14 protein-coding genes and 1 other annotated feature are annotated in these 16982 nt (G+C 30.1%); of the genes, 5 read left to right on the top strand and 9 right to left on the bottom strand.

The features are described 5' to 3' along the window. Nucleotides 1-174: 174 nt before the first annotated feature. Both B3W71_RS18910 and aspS read right to left on the bottom strand, forming a co-directional pair. Entirely contained in the window at nt 175-402 is a 228-nt protein-coding gene (locus tag B3W71_RS18910) for a hypothetical protein (protein ID WP_346890491.1), read from the bottom strand. A gap of 16 nt (nt 403-418) precedes the next feature. Then, nucleotides 419-1708, bottom strand: a complete 1290-nt coding sequence (gene aspS / locus B3W71_RS18905) for an aspartate--tRNA(Asn) ligase (protein ID WP_346890490.1) — start codon at nt 1706-1708, stop codon at nt 419-421. A 244-nt stretch (nt 1709-1952) separates the two neighbouring features. After that, nucleotides 1953-2177, bottom strand: a binding site (T-box leader). Nucleotides 2178-2431: 254 nt separating this feature from the next. Between aspS and B3W71_RS18900 the strand changes: the two genes are divergently transcribed. The 5 genes from B3W71_RS18900 to B3W71_RS18880 are packed head-to-tail and all read left to right on the top strand — an operon-like array spanning nt 2432 to nt 7805. Continuing rightward, on the top strand, nt 2432-3091 hold the full coding sequence (locus tag B3W71_RS18900; RefSeq protein ID WP_346890489.1) for a corrinoid protein: 660 nt from the start codon (nt 2432-2434) through the stop codon (nt 3089-3091). After that, complete coding sequence (locus B3W71_RS18895; protein WP_346890488.1) at nt 3091-4176, top strand: uroporphyrinogen decarboxylase family protein; 1086 nt, start codon at nt 3091-3093, stop codon at nt 4174-4176. Before B3W71_RS18900 ends, B3W71_RS18895 begins: the two co-directional genes overlap by 1 nt. A gap of 2 nt (nt 4177-4178) precedes the next feature. Then, nucleotides 4179-5210, top strand: coding sequence for a uroporphyrinogen decarboxylase family protein (locus tag B3W71_RS18890; protein WP_346890487.1), 1032 nt, complete (start codon nt 4179-4181; stop codon nt 5208-5210). After that, nucleotides 5197-6933, top strand: coding sequence for an ASKHA domain-containing protein (locus tag B3W71_RS18885; protein WP_346890486.1), 1737 nt, complete (start codon nt 5197-5199; stop codon nt 6931-6933). Before B3W71_RS18890 ends, B3W71_RS18885 begins: the two co-directional genes overlap by 14 nt. A gap of 29 nt (nt 6934-6962) precedes the next feature. Then, a complete protein-coding gene (locus B3W71_RS18880) occupies nt 6963-7805 on the top strand; it encodes a uroporphyrinogen decarboxylase family protein (RefSeq protein ID WP_346890485.1) in 843 nt (280 codons plus the stop codon). 111 nt (nt 7806-7916) lie between these two features. Here B3W71_RS18880 and B3W71_RS18875 read toward each other — a convergent pair whose 3' ends face one another. The 7 genes from B3W71_RS18875 to B3W71_RS18845 form a co-directional block, all read right to left on the bottom strand. Further along, nucleotides 7917-9500, bottom strand: a complete 1584-nt coding sequence (locus B3W71_RS18875; protein ID WP_346890484.1) for an ABC transporter substrate-binding protein — start codon at nt 9498-9500, stop codon at nt 7917-7919. 232 nt (nt 9501-9732) lie between these two features. Next, entirely contained in the window at nt 9733-10284 is a 552-nt protein-coding gene (locus B3W71_RS18870) for a pyruvate kinase alpha/beta domain-containing protein (protein ID WP_346890483.1), read from the bottom strand. Between the two features lie 88 nt (nt 10285-10372). Further along, the gene (locus B3W71_RS18865; protein ID WP_346890482.1) at nt 10373-12712 is read right to left on the bottom strand and encodes a HAMP domain-containing sensor histidine kinase; all 2340 of its coding nucleotides are present in this window, start codon (nt 12710-12712) and stop codon (nt 10373-10375) included. Then, on the bottom strand, nt 12687-13385 hold the full coding sequence (locus B3W71_RS18860) for a response regulator transcription factor (protein ID WP_346890481.1): 699 nt from the start codon (nt 13383-13385) through the stop codon (nt 12687-12689). The genes B3W71_RS18865 and B3W71_RS18860 overlap by 26 nt, the downstream gene beginning before the upstream one ends. A 280-nt stretch (nt 13386-13665) precedes the next feature. Then, nucleotides 13666-14571, bottom strand: a complete 906-nt coding sequence (locus tag B3W71_RS18855) for a C39 family peptidase (protein ID WP_346890480.1) — start codon at nt 14569-14571, stop codon at nt 13666-13668. 111 nt (nt 14572-14682) lie between these two features. Next, on the bottom strand, nt 14683-15552 hold the full coding sequence (locus B3W71_RS18850) for a hypothetical protein (RefSeq protein WP_346890479.1): 870 nt from the start codon (nt 15550-15552) through the stop codon (nt 14683-14685). Then, a complete protein-coding gene (locus tag B3W71_RS18845) occupies nt 15542-16981 on the bottom strand; it encodes a HAMP domain-containing sensor histidine kinase (protein WP_346890478.1) in 1440 nt (479 codons plus the stop codon). The genes B3W71_RS18850 and B3W71_RS18845 overlap by 11 nt, the downstream gene beginning before the upstream one ends. Nucleotide 16982: the final 1 nt, after the last annotated feature.

Raw genomic sequence — 16982 nt, 5'->3', positions numbered from 1 at the left:
AATAACTTCTTAGTTTTTTTAAATTTGATTTAATAATAGATAAACTTCTTCTATCGAAAATTAAAATAGTAGAAGCTTATCTATTAATTTTCTGTACATTATCCTTCATACTCTTTGTATTTACCTAAAATATAAAGTTTTCATTTCTCACCTTGCTCGGAAGGACACTCCTTGTCACATACTTTCGTTTAAATGAAACTCTCCTTCACTTCGTTTAAATGAGTAAGTTCCCATGACTAAATCGTAGATTTTTTTCTCGCTTTGCTCGGAAGGACACTCCTTCTCACATGCGTTCGAATGAGTAAGTTCCACTAACCAAATCATAGATTTTTTCTCGCTTTGCTCGGAAGGAAACTCCTTGTCACATACGCTCCAAGGAGTAAGTTTGACCAGCCAAATCATAGATTTGGGGTCTCACTTATGGTGTTAGACGTGTTCTGTCTCTTGGAATAAGTGAAGCTTCTCTTACGTTTTCTAGTCCTAAGAGCTGAGCTGTTAGTCTTTCTAGTCCTATGGCAAGACCTCCGTGTTTTGGCATACCTTGTTTAAATATACAGGTGTAGCTACTATAATTCTCTGGATTCAATCCTTTATACTCCATATTCTTTATTAACTCATCATAGTTATGAATTCTTTGCCCTCCAGTAGTTATTTCTACACCTCTAAACAATAAGTCAAAGCTATGAGTTTCTAGTTCTCCACAAGGCATGGTATACATAGGTCTTTTTCTTCTCGGGTAATTAGTTAAGAATATAAAATCTGAGTTTAATTTTTCCTTAGCATATTTACAAATGAGTTTTTCTCCTTCAGGGTCAAGGTCTCCATCTAAATTCTTCTTATTATACTCCTTTTCTAATATATCTAAGGCATCCTTAAGTTTCATTCTAGGTATTTCACTTTGAATTTCTGGCATTTTAGCCTCTAGAATATCCAAATACTTAGCTCCTTCTACTTTAACTTTATCCAAGATAAACTTTAATAATCTTTCTTCAATTTCCATGACTTCTGTTTCGTCTTCAATAAATCCCATCTCTAAGTCCATACTTATATATTCATTTAAGTGCCTATTGGTATTATGCTCTTCTGCTCTATATACATGGGCTACTTCAAAAACTCTTTCAAATCCTGCACCTACCATCATTTGTTTATAAAATTGAGGACTTTGAGCTAGATAAGCTTCTCTTTCAAAATATTTCACTTTAAATAACTCTGTTCCTCCTTCTGCTCCTTCTGATACAAGTTTAGGTGTAAAAATTTCTGTAAATTCTTCTTCAGTCAAAAACTCTCTAAATCCTTGGACTAATATATTTTGAATCTTAAAAATCGCATTTATTTTTTCATGACGTAAGCTTAATACTCTATTATTTAGCATGGTATCTAAGTTAGCATTTAGTTCTTTATTATTTACCTCTATAGGTAGCTCTCCTATTGTGGAATTAATCACCTCTATACTTTCAATTTGTATCTCAAAATTATTCAATGTGTTTTTTCCTTCTTTAACAGTACCTTTAATAGAAACTACAGATTCTATCTTTAAACTTGTTTCTTCAATAATAGAGTTATCAGCAACACATTGTACAAAACCAGTTCTATCCCTTAGTACAATGAATGTAATAGATTTTAGCTTTCTTACTCTATATATCCATCCTGATATTTTTACTTTTTCATTCATATGATTAACTAATTTATTTATTAATACTCTTTTCATTTTTATGCCTCCTAAATTTCAATAAAAAAAGCCCTTAAGCCAAAGGCTCAAGGGGCAAAATATGCGGTGCCACCCTTGTTGATATAATAATTAAATACCTAAATATATTCCTATAAAAATTTTCTTATATAGAATGTACTACATAATTAGAATAGATTAATTTTCTTATTATACCGGTTCTATAAGAAAATTTACCTTAATGAAATGAGCTCCTATTTCATTAAATAAAAAAAGCTTTCACTCCTATAGGAGCGAAAGCTGTATTCACGGTACCATCCTAATTTGATTAAGTATTAATTACTTTATCATCTCTAATCCCTTTAACGGAGGAATCCGATTTATCCTACTTAATATTTCAGATAAATATCTCCAGGATGTCTTTCAATATTACTGTTCTCATAGAGCTTCCACCGCCCTCTACTCGCTTTACATACTTAGTAATACTTACTCTTCCCTTCAAAGAATTATAAATATATATTTTCTATATATTATTCCATTTTAGAATTATTGTCAATGTTTTTTGATAATTTATTTTGATAACTTTATGATCCACATTCCTAAAGTTTATTTTAAATTATGATATCCAATAAATAAACTATTTTAATAGTTATTTCAAATAATACTAAATTATCCTATAAAATAATACTATCATATACTTGTATATAAATTTATTTAATGGATTTACATACAAGTATAATAAAATAAAAAGGTGTGTGTGAAAGAATGGACGAGAAGAAAAATTTACTTTTAGATGCTCTGGCTAATGGTGTTCTTGACATGGATGAAAATTTAGTAAAGAGTAAGGCTGACGAATATCTAGATTCAGGCTATAATGCCTATGATGCCATAGCTTCTGGCTTAGCTATTGGAATGGATAAAGCTGGTGTATTATATGAGGAGGAAGAATACTATATTCCAGAACTTCTTATGTGTTCTGATGCTATGTATGCAGGTATGGATAAACTTAAACCTCATCTTAAATTTTCTTCTAACGAAAAAAAACATAAAGCTGTTGTGGGTGTAGTGGAGGGCGATACCCATGACATAGGCAAGAATCTATTTAAAATAATGCTTGAAACCTGTGGTTTTGAGGTTTATGACCTAGGCCGTGATGTATCTCCTACAGAATTTATAAATAAAATAAGGGAAACGAAAGCTACTTTAGTTGGAATGTCAACTCTAATGACTACAACTATGGACAATATGAAAGTAGTTATAGATATGCTAAATGAGTCTGGACTTAGAGACGATGTAGTTGTGATGATAGGCGGCGGCCCAATATCTCAAAGTTTCGCAGATAAGATAGGCGCAGATGGTTATGAAGTTGAAGCTTCAAAAGCCGCTCGTTTAGCTAAAGAGCTTGTTTCAAAGAGGTGTGGCTAATGTTTGAAGATAAAATGACTCCTATGGAAAGGGCAATAGCCATTTCTAAAGGAAATGATGTTGATAGAATACAATGTAACCCTAACATTTCTAATGGCATTGCCAGGGTAGCTAGATTAAAAATTTCCGAATTTAATCACAGTAGTAAAGCCTTATCAGATGCAGTTATAGCAACTCATAAACGATTTGGTGGAGATGGAGCTAAAATATTTACAGATTTATTTATTATTTCAGAAGCTATGGGTGCAAAAATGAAGTATCCAGAAGATAATACTGTAGACTTACTTGAACCTGCAATTAATTCTGTAGATGAGATAAACTCTCTTACTCCTGTAAATCCATTAAAAGATGGAAGACTTCCTATTCATATAGAAGCTATGAAGATTGTAAAAGATACTATAGGCACTGAAGTTCCTTGTAGTGCTGCCATAGTTGGCCCTTTTACTAATGCCTGTTTCTTAATAGGTGTTCAAGAAATGACTAAGCTTATGATAAGAAATCCCGAGGCTGTTCACAAACTATGTAAAATTTCTCTTGAAAGCTGTGTCTCCTTTGTTAAAGAATCTTTAAAACAAGGAGTTGGAATTAGTATTTCCGAACCTATGGCATCTTCTACAGTTATTAGTCCTATTCACTTTAGAAGATATTGTAAGCCTTATATGAAAGAACTAGTAAATTTTATGAAAAGCAAAGGTGTAACACCGTCTATTCATATATGTGGAAAAACAGATCCTATTTGGCAAGATATAGTAGACCTTGGTTTTAGTGCTTTTAGTATAGATAATGTAGCAAGTTTATCAAAGTGTAAAGAAACTATAGGAAGCCAAATAAAAATCATGGGAAATGTGGACCCTTCTACTGTAATGTATAGTGGTACTCCTAATGAAGTTAAGGTTGCAACCTTAAGATGTATAACGGATGGTTATGATAGTCCTAAAGGATATTCAGTAATGTCTGGATGCGGACTTCCTGTTGAAACTCCTATGGAAAATATAGATGCTATGCTGGATATTACTAGAGAACTTGGATGGCCTATAGATCCTGAAAAAATAGATTTTCTTATTAAAAAATATGGTGGTATATAAAAATGATAACTGCGAAGAAAAGATTCTTTAATATAATTAATAAAAATGAAGTAGACCGCATTCCTTGTATGTGTCCTGGTGGAATGATGAATATGATTGTAACAGAACTTATGGACATGGAGAATGTCTATTGGCCTGAAGCTCATGAAAATGCAAAGCTCATGGCTAGCTTAGCTGCTGGAGTGGCTAAAAACAATATTTTAGATAATGTAGGTGTTCCATTTTGCATGACAGTAGAAGCAGAAGCTATGGGTGCTAAGGTTCATTTAGGCAATAAAATTACAGAACCTAGAGTAGTAGAGTATCCTTTAAAATCAGTGGTAGATTGGCAAAAACTAAATAAAATTAATTTTTCAAGGGGACGTGTAAATGTCACTCTAAATGCTCTTAATCTATTAAAAAACATAGATATGGATACTGTAATTATAGGTAATTTGACAGGTCCAGTAAGTCTTGCTTCTTCTTTAGTAAATACCTCTAACTACTATAAGGATTTAAGAAGAAATCCTAAGGAAGCTCATGAACTTATGAATTTTATTACAGAGAATCTTATATGTTTTGGTAAGGAGCAAATAAAATCTGGTGCAGATATAATTGCCATTTCTGATCCAAGTGGTACTGGAGAAATTCTAGGTCCTAAGCTATTTAATGAGTTTGCATTACCTTATATAAATAGAATTGTAGATGAATTAAATCCTCTATGTAATGATGGAGTCATAGTTCATATATGTGGCAGATTAAAGCCTATATATAAAGAATTAAATAATCTGAGAAGTAATATATTAAGCTTCGATTCTATTGTTAGCATAAAAGAAGTTAAAGAAAGTATAAACAATAAAATTTTCATGGGCAATGTTAGTACTTTAGCCTTAGATAAAGGTACAAAGGAAAGTATAAAATCAGCTTGCAGTTTTTGTATCGATAACGGAATAAATATTTTAGCTCCAGCCTGTGGCTTAGGAACAAAGAGTAAAATTAATAATATAAAAGCTCTTATGGAAGTTTCAAAGGAGAAATCTAATGATAGAACTTAAAAAATCTAATAAAACAGTACTAGAGTTATTGAAGGATGGCGAAATAATAGTTGAATGCCCCTGTAGAGGTCTTGGCACATGTGGAAAGTGTAAAATAAAAATAATAGATGGTGCAGTTACACCTATTACTTATGAAGAGAAAAAGCTTTTAAGTAGTACTGAATTAAGCGATGGTGTTAGACTTGCATGCCAATGTAAAATTATTGATAATACTAAAATTGACATACTTTTTCAAGCTGGTAGTGATATTAAAATTCTTACTGAGGGCGTTATACCTAACTCTAATATAAATCCTGCTATAAAAAAAATAAGCTTTGATTTAACTAAAGAAGCTCTATGTAAGTTTAATAGTATTAATAGCTATTTTCAACATTCTATAGGTATAGCCTCAACTGTATCATTAGATACATTAAAAAAGCTGCCTTCAATTTTAAATGTTGGACATGGGGAAGCGGTTATATATAATGATGAAATTTTAGATATAGATATTAGTATATCTAACGTTTATGGTATGGCAATAGATATTGGAACTACTACGGTAGCATGCTCTCTGGTAAATCTACTAACCTTTGAAGAAATTGATAGTAGTTCTTTTATAAATCCTCAAAAGGAATTTGGGTTAGATGTGTTATCTAGAATTCATTATGCTAGTGATAATAAGGATGGTATATCCAATCTGCAACTATGTATTGTTAAAGAATTAAATCATAATATAGAGGCTTTATGTAATAAAAATAATCTAAATATATCTTCTATATATGAAATTGTAGTTGCTGCTAATTCTACTATGGTGCATTGTTTGCTTGATATTCCTATAGACAACCTAGGTAAGTCTCCTTATATAAGCGTATTAACAGAGAATATATCCATATATGCTAGTGATATTGGAATTAAAATTAATCCTAAGGGTAAAATCTATTGTATTCCTGCAGTTTCAACCTATATTGGAGGCGATATAGTTGCTGGTATATTGGCAAGCAGATTATACCTTGAGTCAGAGAATACTTTATTCATTGATATTGGTACTAATGGAGAAATAGTTTTAAGTAGTAAAGGAAACCTTGTTTCTTGTTCTTGCGCTGCTGGCCCAGCCCTTGAAGGAATGAATATTAGTTGTGGTATGAGAGCTGATACTGGTGCCATAGAATCTCTTAAAATTGTAGATAACAACGTATATATTAATACTATTGGCAATACTGAGCCTATAGGCCTTTGTGGTAGCGGTATTTTAGAATCTATTAGCGAACTTTTAAAAAATGATATTTTAGGAATAAATGGTAGACTAAAAACTAATTCTCCTCTAGTCTATGAAACTGATGGAAAGCGGGAAGTTTTTCTATACGAAAATAAAAATAAAATTTATGTTACTCAAAATGATATAAGACAAGTTCAATTAGCTAAAGGGGCAATATTATCTGGGTTTCTCACTCTTTTGAACTATAAAAATATAACAATAGACAACTTAGATAAAGTTATTATAGCAGGCCAATTTGGAAAGCATCTATCTCCAGAAAGTCTTACTGGAGTAGGCATAATTCCTGTGAACTTAAAGGATAGGATAAAATATATTGGTAATTCTTCTAGAGTTGGTGCTTTTATATGTTTACTTTCTATCGATGAAAGAAAAACTGCAGAATCTATTTCAAGAAATGTAGATTATGTGGAGCTTTCTAATATAGAAAAATACTATCAAACCTTTACTAAGGCTCTTTTCTTTGAATAAGTTATACTTTTTATGTATGAGGTGATAATATGTCCTTTGTTTGTAACAACTATAATCATACTACTTTAATTCCTTCTATCCTTGAAAAATTAAATATAAATAATGAGAAAGAGCTACACTACAATAAAGATAATATAATAAAAGTAGCTATTAATACTAAGGAATTTTTAAGAGATTCTTGGATAAAGCTTCCATTCTGTAATACTATAGAAGGAGAACTTTTAGGTGCTAAAGTTTCATTAACTATGAATGGAGCTAAAATAAAAGAGCCTTGTTTTAATAATATAAACCAAGTGCCCAATGACATTAATATAAATAATGAACGTTTAAACATAATTCTTGAAGCCTTATATTCTCTAAATAGCGAAAATATTATTTATAATTTAGAAGGTCCTTTTACTATTTTAAATTATTTATTAGATACTACTGCTATTTTTAAAGCTATAAATTGGCAAAAAGAAGACTTCTTTTATGCTCTTAATTCTATTGAAGAATTTATAATTAGTTATGGAACCTTAATTTATAATTCTGGTGCTAATATATTATCCTTCGGAGATCCTCTAGGTACAAAAGATATACTTGGCCCTAAGTTATTTAATCATATATATATTAATAGCTTTAGAAGAATTATTAAAGGAATTATCCACAATTGCCCTAAAGTAACAATCCACATCTGTGGTAAACTTAGTCAAAATCTTGTGGATGCCCATGCAGTAGAAGTTTCAGACTATAAATTTTCAGGAGATATTAATTATGGAGAAGCTCTACTTAACTACACTAAATTAGATTGTAAGGAACCAGTTATAGGTCTTATGTGCGTTAATAGAACTATACTCCAATATAGTACTATCCATAAACTTAAAATTTCTTAAATTCCATATAAAAATAAATAAGTTCATGTTGAAATTGACTTGTATTCTTTACATTAATCAATGTCGTAATTATATTAAATCAATTTCAACATGTAATTTTAAAACACCCCATTATTCATTTAAGTGTAGCTTTGACCAATCTTCAAAAAGTATATTTGCTATAGGTCTTGCTTCTGGTACACCATCTAAGCTCTTTTTTGCTACCATAAGATTTTGTTGATAGTCTATAACATAGATAGGTGCATCTGATGCAACCTGTAGTTGTATATCTCTATAAATTGCTTTTCGCTTATCTGCATCTAGCTCTTCTTCTCCTAGTTTCCAAAGATCATCTACTCTAAAGTTAGTATATCCTGTTTGATTATAATAGGAGCCTGTTTCAAACATCTTTCTATACTCTTCTGGATTTAATCCTAAAGAATATCCATTAATATATAAATCACATTCTTTACCTTTACTAAATACCTTATTAAAAAATTCCTTATTTTCATAAGGTATTATTTCAACCTCTATACCTATATCTTTTAACTGTTTCTGTGCAACTTCTGCATAGTATTTATGCTCAAAAGCTTCCATATTATATCCTAGCTTGAGCTTACTTACATCAGTAACTCCACTCTCTTTTATTAAAGCCTTGGCTTTTTCTATATCATGTTCATACACTTCTACATTTTCTTCTATATATTGCTCTGCTTCTTTAATTAAGATAGAATTTGCTTCTTCTACCTTCTTTGCTCCTGATTCACCATATGCTGCAACTATCATTTCTTTTCTATCTAAGGCATAGGATAATGCCTTTCTAAAAACTGTATTCTGCATGTAATTTACACTTTGATTGAAAACTATATAATTTACTCTTCCTTCACTAAAAGTATAGGATTGTAGTTCCTCTCCTTTATAGGCTTTGTCATATAACTCTGGACTTGCCTTAACTAAAGTTAATTCTCCCTTATTGAAAGCTTCTTCTGCAGCTTCTTCTGATGGAAAGACCTTTATTGTTATCATGTCAGCCTTAGGCGTTCCTGAGTAATAGTCATTATATTTTTCTAAAACTATGCTATCTCCCTTAGTCCATTCTTTGAACTTAAATGGACCAGAACCTATAGGTGCTTTGTTTTTTTCTGATTTAGCAACTATATCTTCACCTTCATATATATGCTTTGGAATTGGAATAATCTTAGAAAAGTTATATAAAAATACTCTCCTCTCAGCAGGAAGTGTTACTTTGATTGTTAACTCATCAACTTTTTCTACATTTATAGGTTTTTCATTTACCATTAAAAACTCTCTTAAAGGAGATTCCTGTTTCTCATCTAAGATAAGATTTATCGTATATTCCAAATCATCAGCAGTTACAGATTTTCCATCATGCCATTTTAGATTATCCTTTAATTTAATAGTTATTTCCTTATTATCTTTAAAATCAACAGACTCTGCTAAATATGTTTTGACATCTCCACCTCCATAGGAAAAAAGAGGAGAATAAATTATATTAGATACCAGTTGCACCTCTCCTATGTTTGTGAATGCAGGGTTTATTATCTCTGGTTCCTTAGTTATTGGAACAACTATATTTCCTCCCACAGTAGTAGATATTTGTCCTTCATCATTTTTAGGAGATTTAGAATTACAGGCAGTAAAACTTATCACACTTATCGCTATTAATAATATAGAAACTATCCTTTTAAATTTCATAATATCCTCCTTACTATAAGACATAATTTCTTTTACCTTAGCTTTTACACTTTAAGCTAATTTTAAGCATAAAAATAAATTATTCTTTAAATATAAGCAGGTTACAAAATTTATACCTAGTAAAAAGAGATCTTCTCAGAACAAAGTAAACTTTAAATTAGTAAACTATTTTGAGACAATCTCTTTAAAATCAATGTAATATTTGGTTTAAAATAAATTCATCATAATAACTCTATAAAATTGGTTTACAAATAAATTCATCTATCTTACAATCTAAAATATTAGAAGCATGAGCAGTACGCATAATAAGAGCAGTATCTACTCCCACACCAGTTCCCCCTAAAGCTATGATTGGTTTCATATATTCTATAGCTCCACCATCTAAAGCCATTACTGCAATCTCAACTGCAACCTTGGTACCTTGACCTAACATACGTAAAGAATGTGCAATTATTTCTACAGGACTTATACCTCCAAACTTACGTGAAAGGCCGCGCTCTGCTCCACTAAGAACATGAGTTGTAGTTACAACTTGAACTCCTTTATTTTTAAATAACTCCAGTTTTTCTTCTGAAATTTCTTGAACTCCAGATTCTCTAAAACCATTAACATGGGTAACACATACTATATTCAAATTATTTATATCTAGCCTAAGTAATTCATCTATGGTATTTCCTGCACTTGTAGGTACTATAATAGTATTAATTCCCCTATCACGAGCTACATTTATAGCACTTTCTAATGTATCCTTAGTATTTTGCTTTCCTGGTCTTTCAAAATACATACTTACTCCCCCTTAAACTATCAATATATCTAAATTATAGCATAATTTTCCTAATCATATCATTCTATCTTTCTCTTTTTCTTCTAATCTATTCATAAATTTGTTCCACTGGTTCAAATATATTTAATTCAACAGTGACCTTAAATAAATCTCCATCTATACCTACTTCTAAAACTCCACCATGAAGTTCTACTATGCTCTTTGCAATAGCTAAACCTAATCCTGAACCATCTGTATGTCTTGATTCCTCTCCACGTTTAAATCTCTCTGCAATTTCACGAGCATCAAAATTTAATTCATATGCTGATATATTCTTCATAGTTATATATACCTTATCACGTTCAGGCTTTACATCTATATAAACTCTAGTGCCCTTAAGTGAATATTTTATAGCATTAGAAATTAAGTTTTCAAACACTCTCCAAATCTTCCTACCATCAGCATTAATATATATTTTTTCTGTAGGTATATTAGTCTTAAAATCTAAATTTGCGGCTTGAATTCTACTTTCTGCTTCTCCTAGTGTCTGCCTTATTAAAGCATTCAGTTCTATTTTCTCAAAGTTTAACTGCATAGCTCCACTGGCAGCCTTTGAAGCTTCAAATAAATCTTCTATTAGTATCTTTAATCTTTGAGATTTTTTATCTAAAACTTCTACATAGACCATTGCTTCTTCTGGTTCAATACTCATTCTCTTAAGCAGATCTACATAATTTATAATTGATGTTAGAGGTGTTTTTAAATCATGAGACACATTAGAAATAAGCTCTGTTTTCATTCTTTCACTTTTATTCTCATTTTCTATAGATTTTATAAGACCTTGCTTCATATTATTTATACTATAAGCAAGGTTTCTTAAAGCACCATTACCTTCTTCCGGTATGTCATCATTCATCTTTCCTTCTGATATAAGTTTTGCCCCGTTAATTATCCTATTAAGATAAGAAAATTCTTTTACCAGCTTATATATAATAATTGCAGTAGCAACTATGTCAAAGCCAAGAGCTATAATTATTCCCAGTCCTTGTAAACCAAGCATTAACATTAAAGATACAATGATACAGGTAGTTACATATAATCCAATAACTAATATTAGCTTTCTTCCTAAAGTTCCTTTTTCCATTGCAATACATAAATGTCTATATAACTTTATTCCATAACTATCTTTTAGAAGTGTACCTTCCTTATAACTTTGTAGTAGTGATCTAATAATCACATAGTAGGCTACTAAAACTAGTGTTACCAGAACCATATTATGAATATTGATTGTATATCTATACTCATTGTTCCAGCTATATACAAAAGATACCTTATAGGTTATATATCCCATAAATAATCCTAATAGCTTAAATTCTAAAGGTATATCCTTTAACTTTTCTTCTACTTTTTTAGAATAACGTGATTTATATTTAAACTTTTTAAGTATAAATAACATAACTATTATTCCCACTAAAGAACCTATTAATATACATATCTCCGTATCTAAAATAGAGTTAGCTTTTAAAAATTTTTCATAAATATTATATACACTATCTCCAGCTACAAGTTTGCTTGGAACTGATATATATATATCCAAATCCCCCTTTACTTTATATCTATTTTCATAAGTATAACTATTTCTATTACCCTTATGCTCCTTAGTTAGCTCTATGGTAGGAGCTCCATTCCCTTTGTTATAGTATTCATAATCACCTATTAATTCTTTATCTTTAATCTGCTCACCATTAATAAGTATATTTTTACTTTCTACACCATTAGAAATGTGGTGCTCTGAAAAATACCCACTATTTTTCTTTAGTTCTGTAATTGCATCTTTACCTGTTTCGTAGTTAGTAAGCCATATGTTGTTTGCTTTATCATAGGCAATATACTTTAGATTATCATAACTATTCAAAAGCTTAGTATACATATTAAAATTTACTAACTTTTCTTCCACTATTAATTTTTTTAATTCCTCATCACTGTAAGTAAATTTCTCTTCTATTTTTTTATAGGCAACTTCTTGTTCCTGCTTAAATTTCTCTTCATCCAAGTCATCATTGTACTTCTCACGTAGCTTATTTTTTTCTGTATCATACTCTTCTGTTATTTGTCTGCTTATATTTTCTTTTTTCCACTGAATTTCTTCTTGAGATAAATTATTTACCTCTTTAATGTAGTCTTCAGTCTTGTAAAGCTCAGCTACTTCAAGAACTTTTTCTGTAAAAGTGTTGATTTCACTTCCTAGAAATCTACCTCCATATAGACTTTTTCTATCAAAAACACTCTTATTAACTCTAATATCATTAAAAGAGATAATGGATATGGAAATCATTATTATGGTTATTATAACTGCTATAGTCCTTGCAACTTTTATTCTTTTAAAGTCTTTTACCATTTCCTCATAAGCTCTATCCTTTTCATCAGCACTTGTCGATTTTGTATCCAATACCCCACACCACCTTTAAATATTTGGGCTCCTTAGGATTAATTTCAATTTTTTCTCTAATCCTTCTTATATGCACAGCTACAGTATTATCCACATTGTAGCTAGGTTCATTCCAAACTCTTTCGTATATTTCCTCCATAGAAAATACTCTACCTTTATTCTTGAGTAATAACTCTAGAATTTTAAATTCTATAGGTGTTAGCTTTACACTCTCACCATCCACAAAGGCCTCCTTACTTCTAAGATTAAGTTCTAGCCCTCCACTTTTTAAAACTTCCTTTTCCTCTTCTTTATTAAAATTACCTAGTGTAACATATCTTCTTAGCTGTGATTTTACCCTAGCTATTAATTCTAGAGGATTAAAAGGTTTTGTAATATAATCATCAGCTCCCATATTTAGGCCTAAGATTTTATCTGTATCCTCCGACTTTGCAGAGATCAGTATTATAGGTATATTTTCTTCTTCTCTAATCTTAAGAGTTGCTCTAATCCCATCCATCCTTGGCATCATAATATCCATCAAAATAAGATGTATTTCCTTATCAACTAAAGTTTCTAATGCTTCAATTCCATCAGAAGCCCTATATATTTTTAATCCTTCGTTTGAGAGATATATTTCAATGGCATCTACTATTTCCTTATCATCATCAACTACTAATATGTTGTAATTCAATTTAATCCCCTCCATCTCATATTCATTATACCATGACTTCTCTCACCCTATATTTCTATATTACCCATGAAATATTAAGCAATTGTTTATATAAATCTTAAGAAATTCTTACAATATGTTCACATAATAAAAGTTACCTGTTCCAATGTAATTCACTAAACTTTATAAAATGCTAAACTTGTACAAGAAAGGGAGCATGTCTTTGAAATTCTAGCCACGCCTAACCTTTATAAACCTTTAAGAGGCTTTCGCAAAATATATTGCGAAAGCCCCTCAAAATTCATTTAAGATCTATTTTATATAATTCGTTCGTAAATTTATTGTTTATAATAGCTACTGATTGCTTTCCTAGCTCTTTAAATCTTTCTTCTACTAATTCCTTATCATAACTCACTACACCATTATCTTCATAAGGATCATTAAAATAATATTTGTCCTCATCATAACCCACTAATACCATACAATGTTCATTATTTATCCACTGAAACTTATCTCCTGATTCTCTTATATACCACTGAGTTCCATCACTTGTAGGAAGTAAATTAATACTCGTCCAAACTAACACAGGTATTTCCCTATCTATATAATTCTCTATAAGCTCGTTAAACTCACTTCCCGTAGTGTTTTTTGCTAAATGTTTTCTATCTAAAATTTTATTTAAAGAATTAACAATTACAGGAGCATAACATCCATAACTATAAATACTCCTTGGATCTCCAACAAAAACTTCGTTAGGATTAGAACCATATAAATCGCCGTTAACTTCTTCTAAAAGTGAACTTTCTAAATAATTATCTATAAATTCATCAACAGATACATTATATTCATAATATTGAAGTAACATAGATGCACTTACAATCTCGCACCCTGTTGGATATCCTCCAGATTGACTTATATATGGCACAGAAATAAACTTATACCGTTCACTATAGTTTTCATCATTTAATTCTACTCCATTGCTACTAGTCATCTCTGCAATTTTCTCATTTTTCAATTCATCATTACTATATTCACTATTATTGTATTCAATATTACTAACTAATGAAATATTTCTAGCCTCGTATGATTTTAAAACAGCCGATGCGTAAGCAGTTGACAGACATAAAGTAAATAGTATCATTATTCCTATAACTATAGATATACCTTTTAATACATGAGCTTTATTCTGATATTCTTTAATTCTCAATATAATTCACCCTTTTCTAGATAATTCCTCATATGTCTATTATTATATATAGATCAAAAGAAAATATTCAAAAATATGTAAATTATATGTAAATACTTTTATATCTTCAACTTAGTTCTTTTGTATATTAAATCCACAAAATTCTTGATTAACTGGATCAAAATATAAAATCAGCATAGTACCATCCTCTAATGTATACATAAGCATTAATTCTGACTCAGTAGAAAATATTTCATAATTTATACCTTGTAAATAGTTTCTTACTTTCACATATCCATCTTCCGCATATCTAATAACCATTATATTATTTAATACATCTATTATTTCGTAGGCATAGTTTTGCTGTGAAGTCTTATAAATGTTTTTTAAGTAATTAAGCAACTTACTATCTTCATTTCGAGCATATTCTTCTAAAAGTTTATAAGATTTCTCTATGGTTTTATTATCAACATCTTTTGAATCATCTACCCTCTTACACCTATAGGAAACTTGTCCATTTTTCCCAAAAGAAAATTTGACATTATATGTTGTTCTATTTAAATTTCTAAAGTTATTATTTAATATAAGTATATTACTATATCCATCTTTATTCCCTTCTATATTTTTTAGATATTGAAATGAGTTTATAATCTCATCCTCAGTTACAAATATTGCAGATAAATTCATCATCTGGTCAATAAAATCAACTATATTTTTACCTTGAAAGTCTTGGGTATAAATATTATTATAAAACATAGCTTTGTCTTCATCTGGAATTATAGAAATATCTCCTTTATCTAAATAACTCCAAGGGTATATAATTGGCTCTTCTTCAAGATAGAATAGACGTTTTACAGAGTTTACATTTTCAACTTCTTTGACTTGATATTTATAAGAGGGTAAAAAACTACTTATTTTAAGTGTAACAAAATACCCTAATACAACTATAATCATTAATAAGATTATAGTCTTACCTACGCCCTTTGATAATCTACTCCTCATCTATTCTACCTCCCTTTATATCAATGCATACACAAGTACCCTTTCCAACTTCACTTTCAATATTAATAGTCCCATTATGCAGCCTTGCTATTTCAACACAAAGAGCTAACCCTAGTCCAGCACCTCCATTTTTTCTAGTTCGTATTTTATCTACCATATAAAAAGGCTTTATGATATGGTCTATTTCATCTTCAGGTATGCCAATGCCTTCATCTACCACTTTAATTAATACATGACCTTCTTTGCTTTTAGCTATTAATGCTATGGTTTGTCCCATTGTTGATGCCTTAATAGCATTATCTATTAGATTATATACTAAAGATTTAAAAAGCTCTTTATCTATAGTTAGCCATATATCTTCTATTTCTAACTTAAGATTCAACCCTCTATTTTCTAGAATAGGCGTTAAGGATAACTCTATATCATTCGATAAACTCTTTATATTTACTTCTTCCATATCTAAATTGGTATTACCTACAGTAATCAACTCCATGAGCTTTCCCGACAAAACTTTCAAACGTTTAGCTTCCTCTACAATTATTCCAGTGTATTCTTGCCTCTCTTCATCATTGACAACACGTTTAATCCTAAGTATATCTGCAAAGCCTAAAATTGAAGTTAACGGAGTTTTCATTTCATGAGCTAAATTTGCAATAAATATTCTTCTATCTTCAGCTACTTGTTCTAACTCCTCTACATTTTTTTCAATAGCCTCTGCCATTATATTCATATTCCTTGAAAGCTCTGTAATTTCATCATTTCCTTTGATTTCTATCCTTTTATTGTAATTACCTTCTGCTATGAACCTAGTTCCCTCATTGACCTTTTCTAAAGGTGAAAGTAAGAACCTTACAATTATAATTAATACTCCCGCTATAATTACTCCACATAGATTACTAACTAATTTTATAAAGTTTATTTGTTCTTCATAAAGAGCATATACAGGCGTAACGTCATATGTTGTTATAATTTCATATACTTTTCCTTCTATGTTATCCTGTGAGGCAATGAGCATATAAGAAGCTTCCTTGTAATCTACAATCTCTAAATAATGATTTTTTGATTTATTCATAGCTTCAAAAACATCTTCTTCAATTTCGATGGGTAGTGAATTGTTTTCAAATATTCTAACTTCATCCTTGTATATGGATAGCATAGCACTACTCTTAGTATCTGTATTATTAAATATATTGCTAATTATTTTTAGTACATCTTCTTCCCCTAAAAAAGCTATGGATTTTTTAAGGCGATTATAAATCACATTTCCTTTAATATCGGATATTAAGTACTCATGTTCTGATAAAGCGCTTTTTTCTTCTCTTTCAATGATAAGTTTGTGGTTATTTGATAGCAATAAAGATGAGGTAATACTTATTGCCAAAATTACAAGAGCAAGAGTATACAAGAAAATCTTTTGCCATAATCTCATA

It is taken from the genome of Clostridium sp. UBA1056, assembly GCA_002316385.1.
Classification (GTDB): Bacteria; Bacillota; Clostridia; order Clostridiales; family Clostridiaceae; genus Clostridium_J.
This window is presented reverse-complemented; position numbering and strand designations above follow the sequence as displayed.

Coding starts and splice junctions, on each gene's coding strand:
- B3W71_RS18895 (WP_346890488.1), top strand. CDS start 3,091: ATGTTTGAAGATAAAATGACTCCTATGGAAAGGGCAATAGCCATTTCT.
- B3W71_RS18875 (WP_346890484.1), bottom strand. CDS start 9,500: ATGAAATTTAAAAGGATAGTTTCTATATTATTAATAGCGATAAGTGTG.
- B3W71_RS18880 (WP_346890485.1), top strand. CDS start 6,963: ATGTCCTTTGTTTGTAACAACTATAATCATACTACTTTAATTCCTTCT.
- B3W71_RS18845 (WP_346890478.1), bottom strand. CDS start 16,981: ATGAGATTATGGCAAAAGATTTTCTTGTATACTCTTGCTCTTGTAATT.
- B3W71_RS18900 (WP_346890489.1), top strand. CDS start 2,432: ATGGACGAGAAGAAAAATTTACTTTTAGATGCTCTGGCTAATGGTGTT.
- B3W71_RS18910 (WP_346890491.1), bottom strand. CDS start 402: ATGATTTGGCTGGTCAAACTTACTCCTTGGAGCGTATGTGACAAGGAG.
- B3W71_RS18850 (WP_346890479.1), bottom strand. CDS start 15,552: ATGAGGAGTAGATTATCAAAGGGCGTAGGTAAGACTATAATCTTATTA.
- B3W71_RS18885 (WP_346890486.1), top strand. CDS start 5,197: ATGATAGAACTTAAAAAATCTAATAAAACAGTACTAGAGTTATTGAAG.
- aspS (WP_346890490.1), bottom strand. CDS start 1,708: ATGAAAAGAGTATTAATAAATAAATTAGTTAATCATATGAATGAAAAA.
- B3W71_RS18870 (WP_346890483.1), bottom strand. CDS start 10,284: ATGTATTTTGAAAGACCAGGAAAGCAAAATACTAAGGATACATTAGAA.
- B3W71_RS18890 (WP_346890487.1), top strand. CDS start 4,179: ATGATAACTGCGAAGAAAAGATTCTTTAATATAATTAATAAAAATGAA.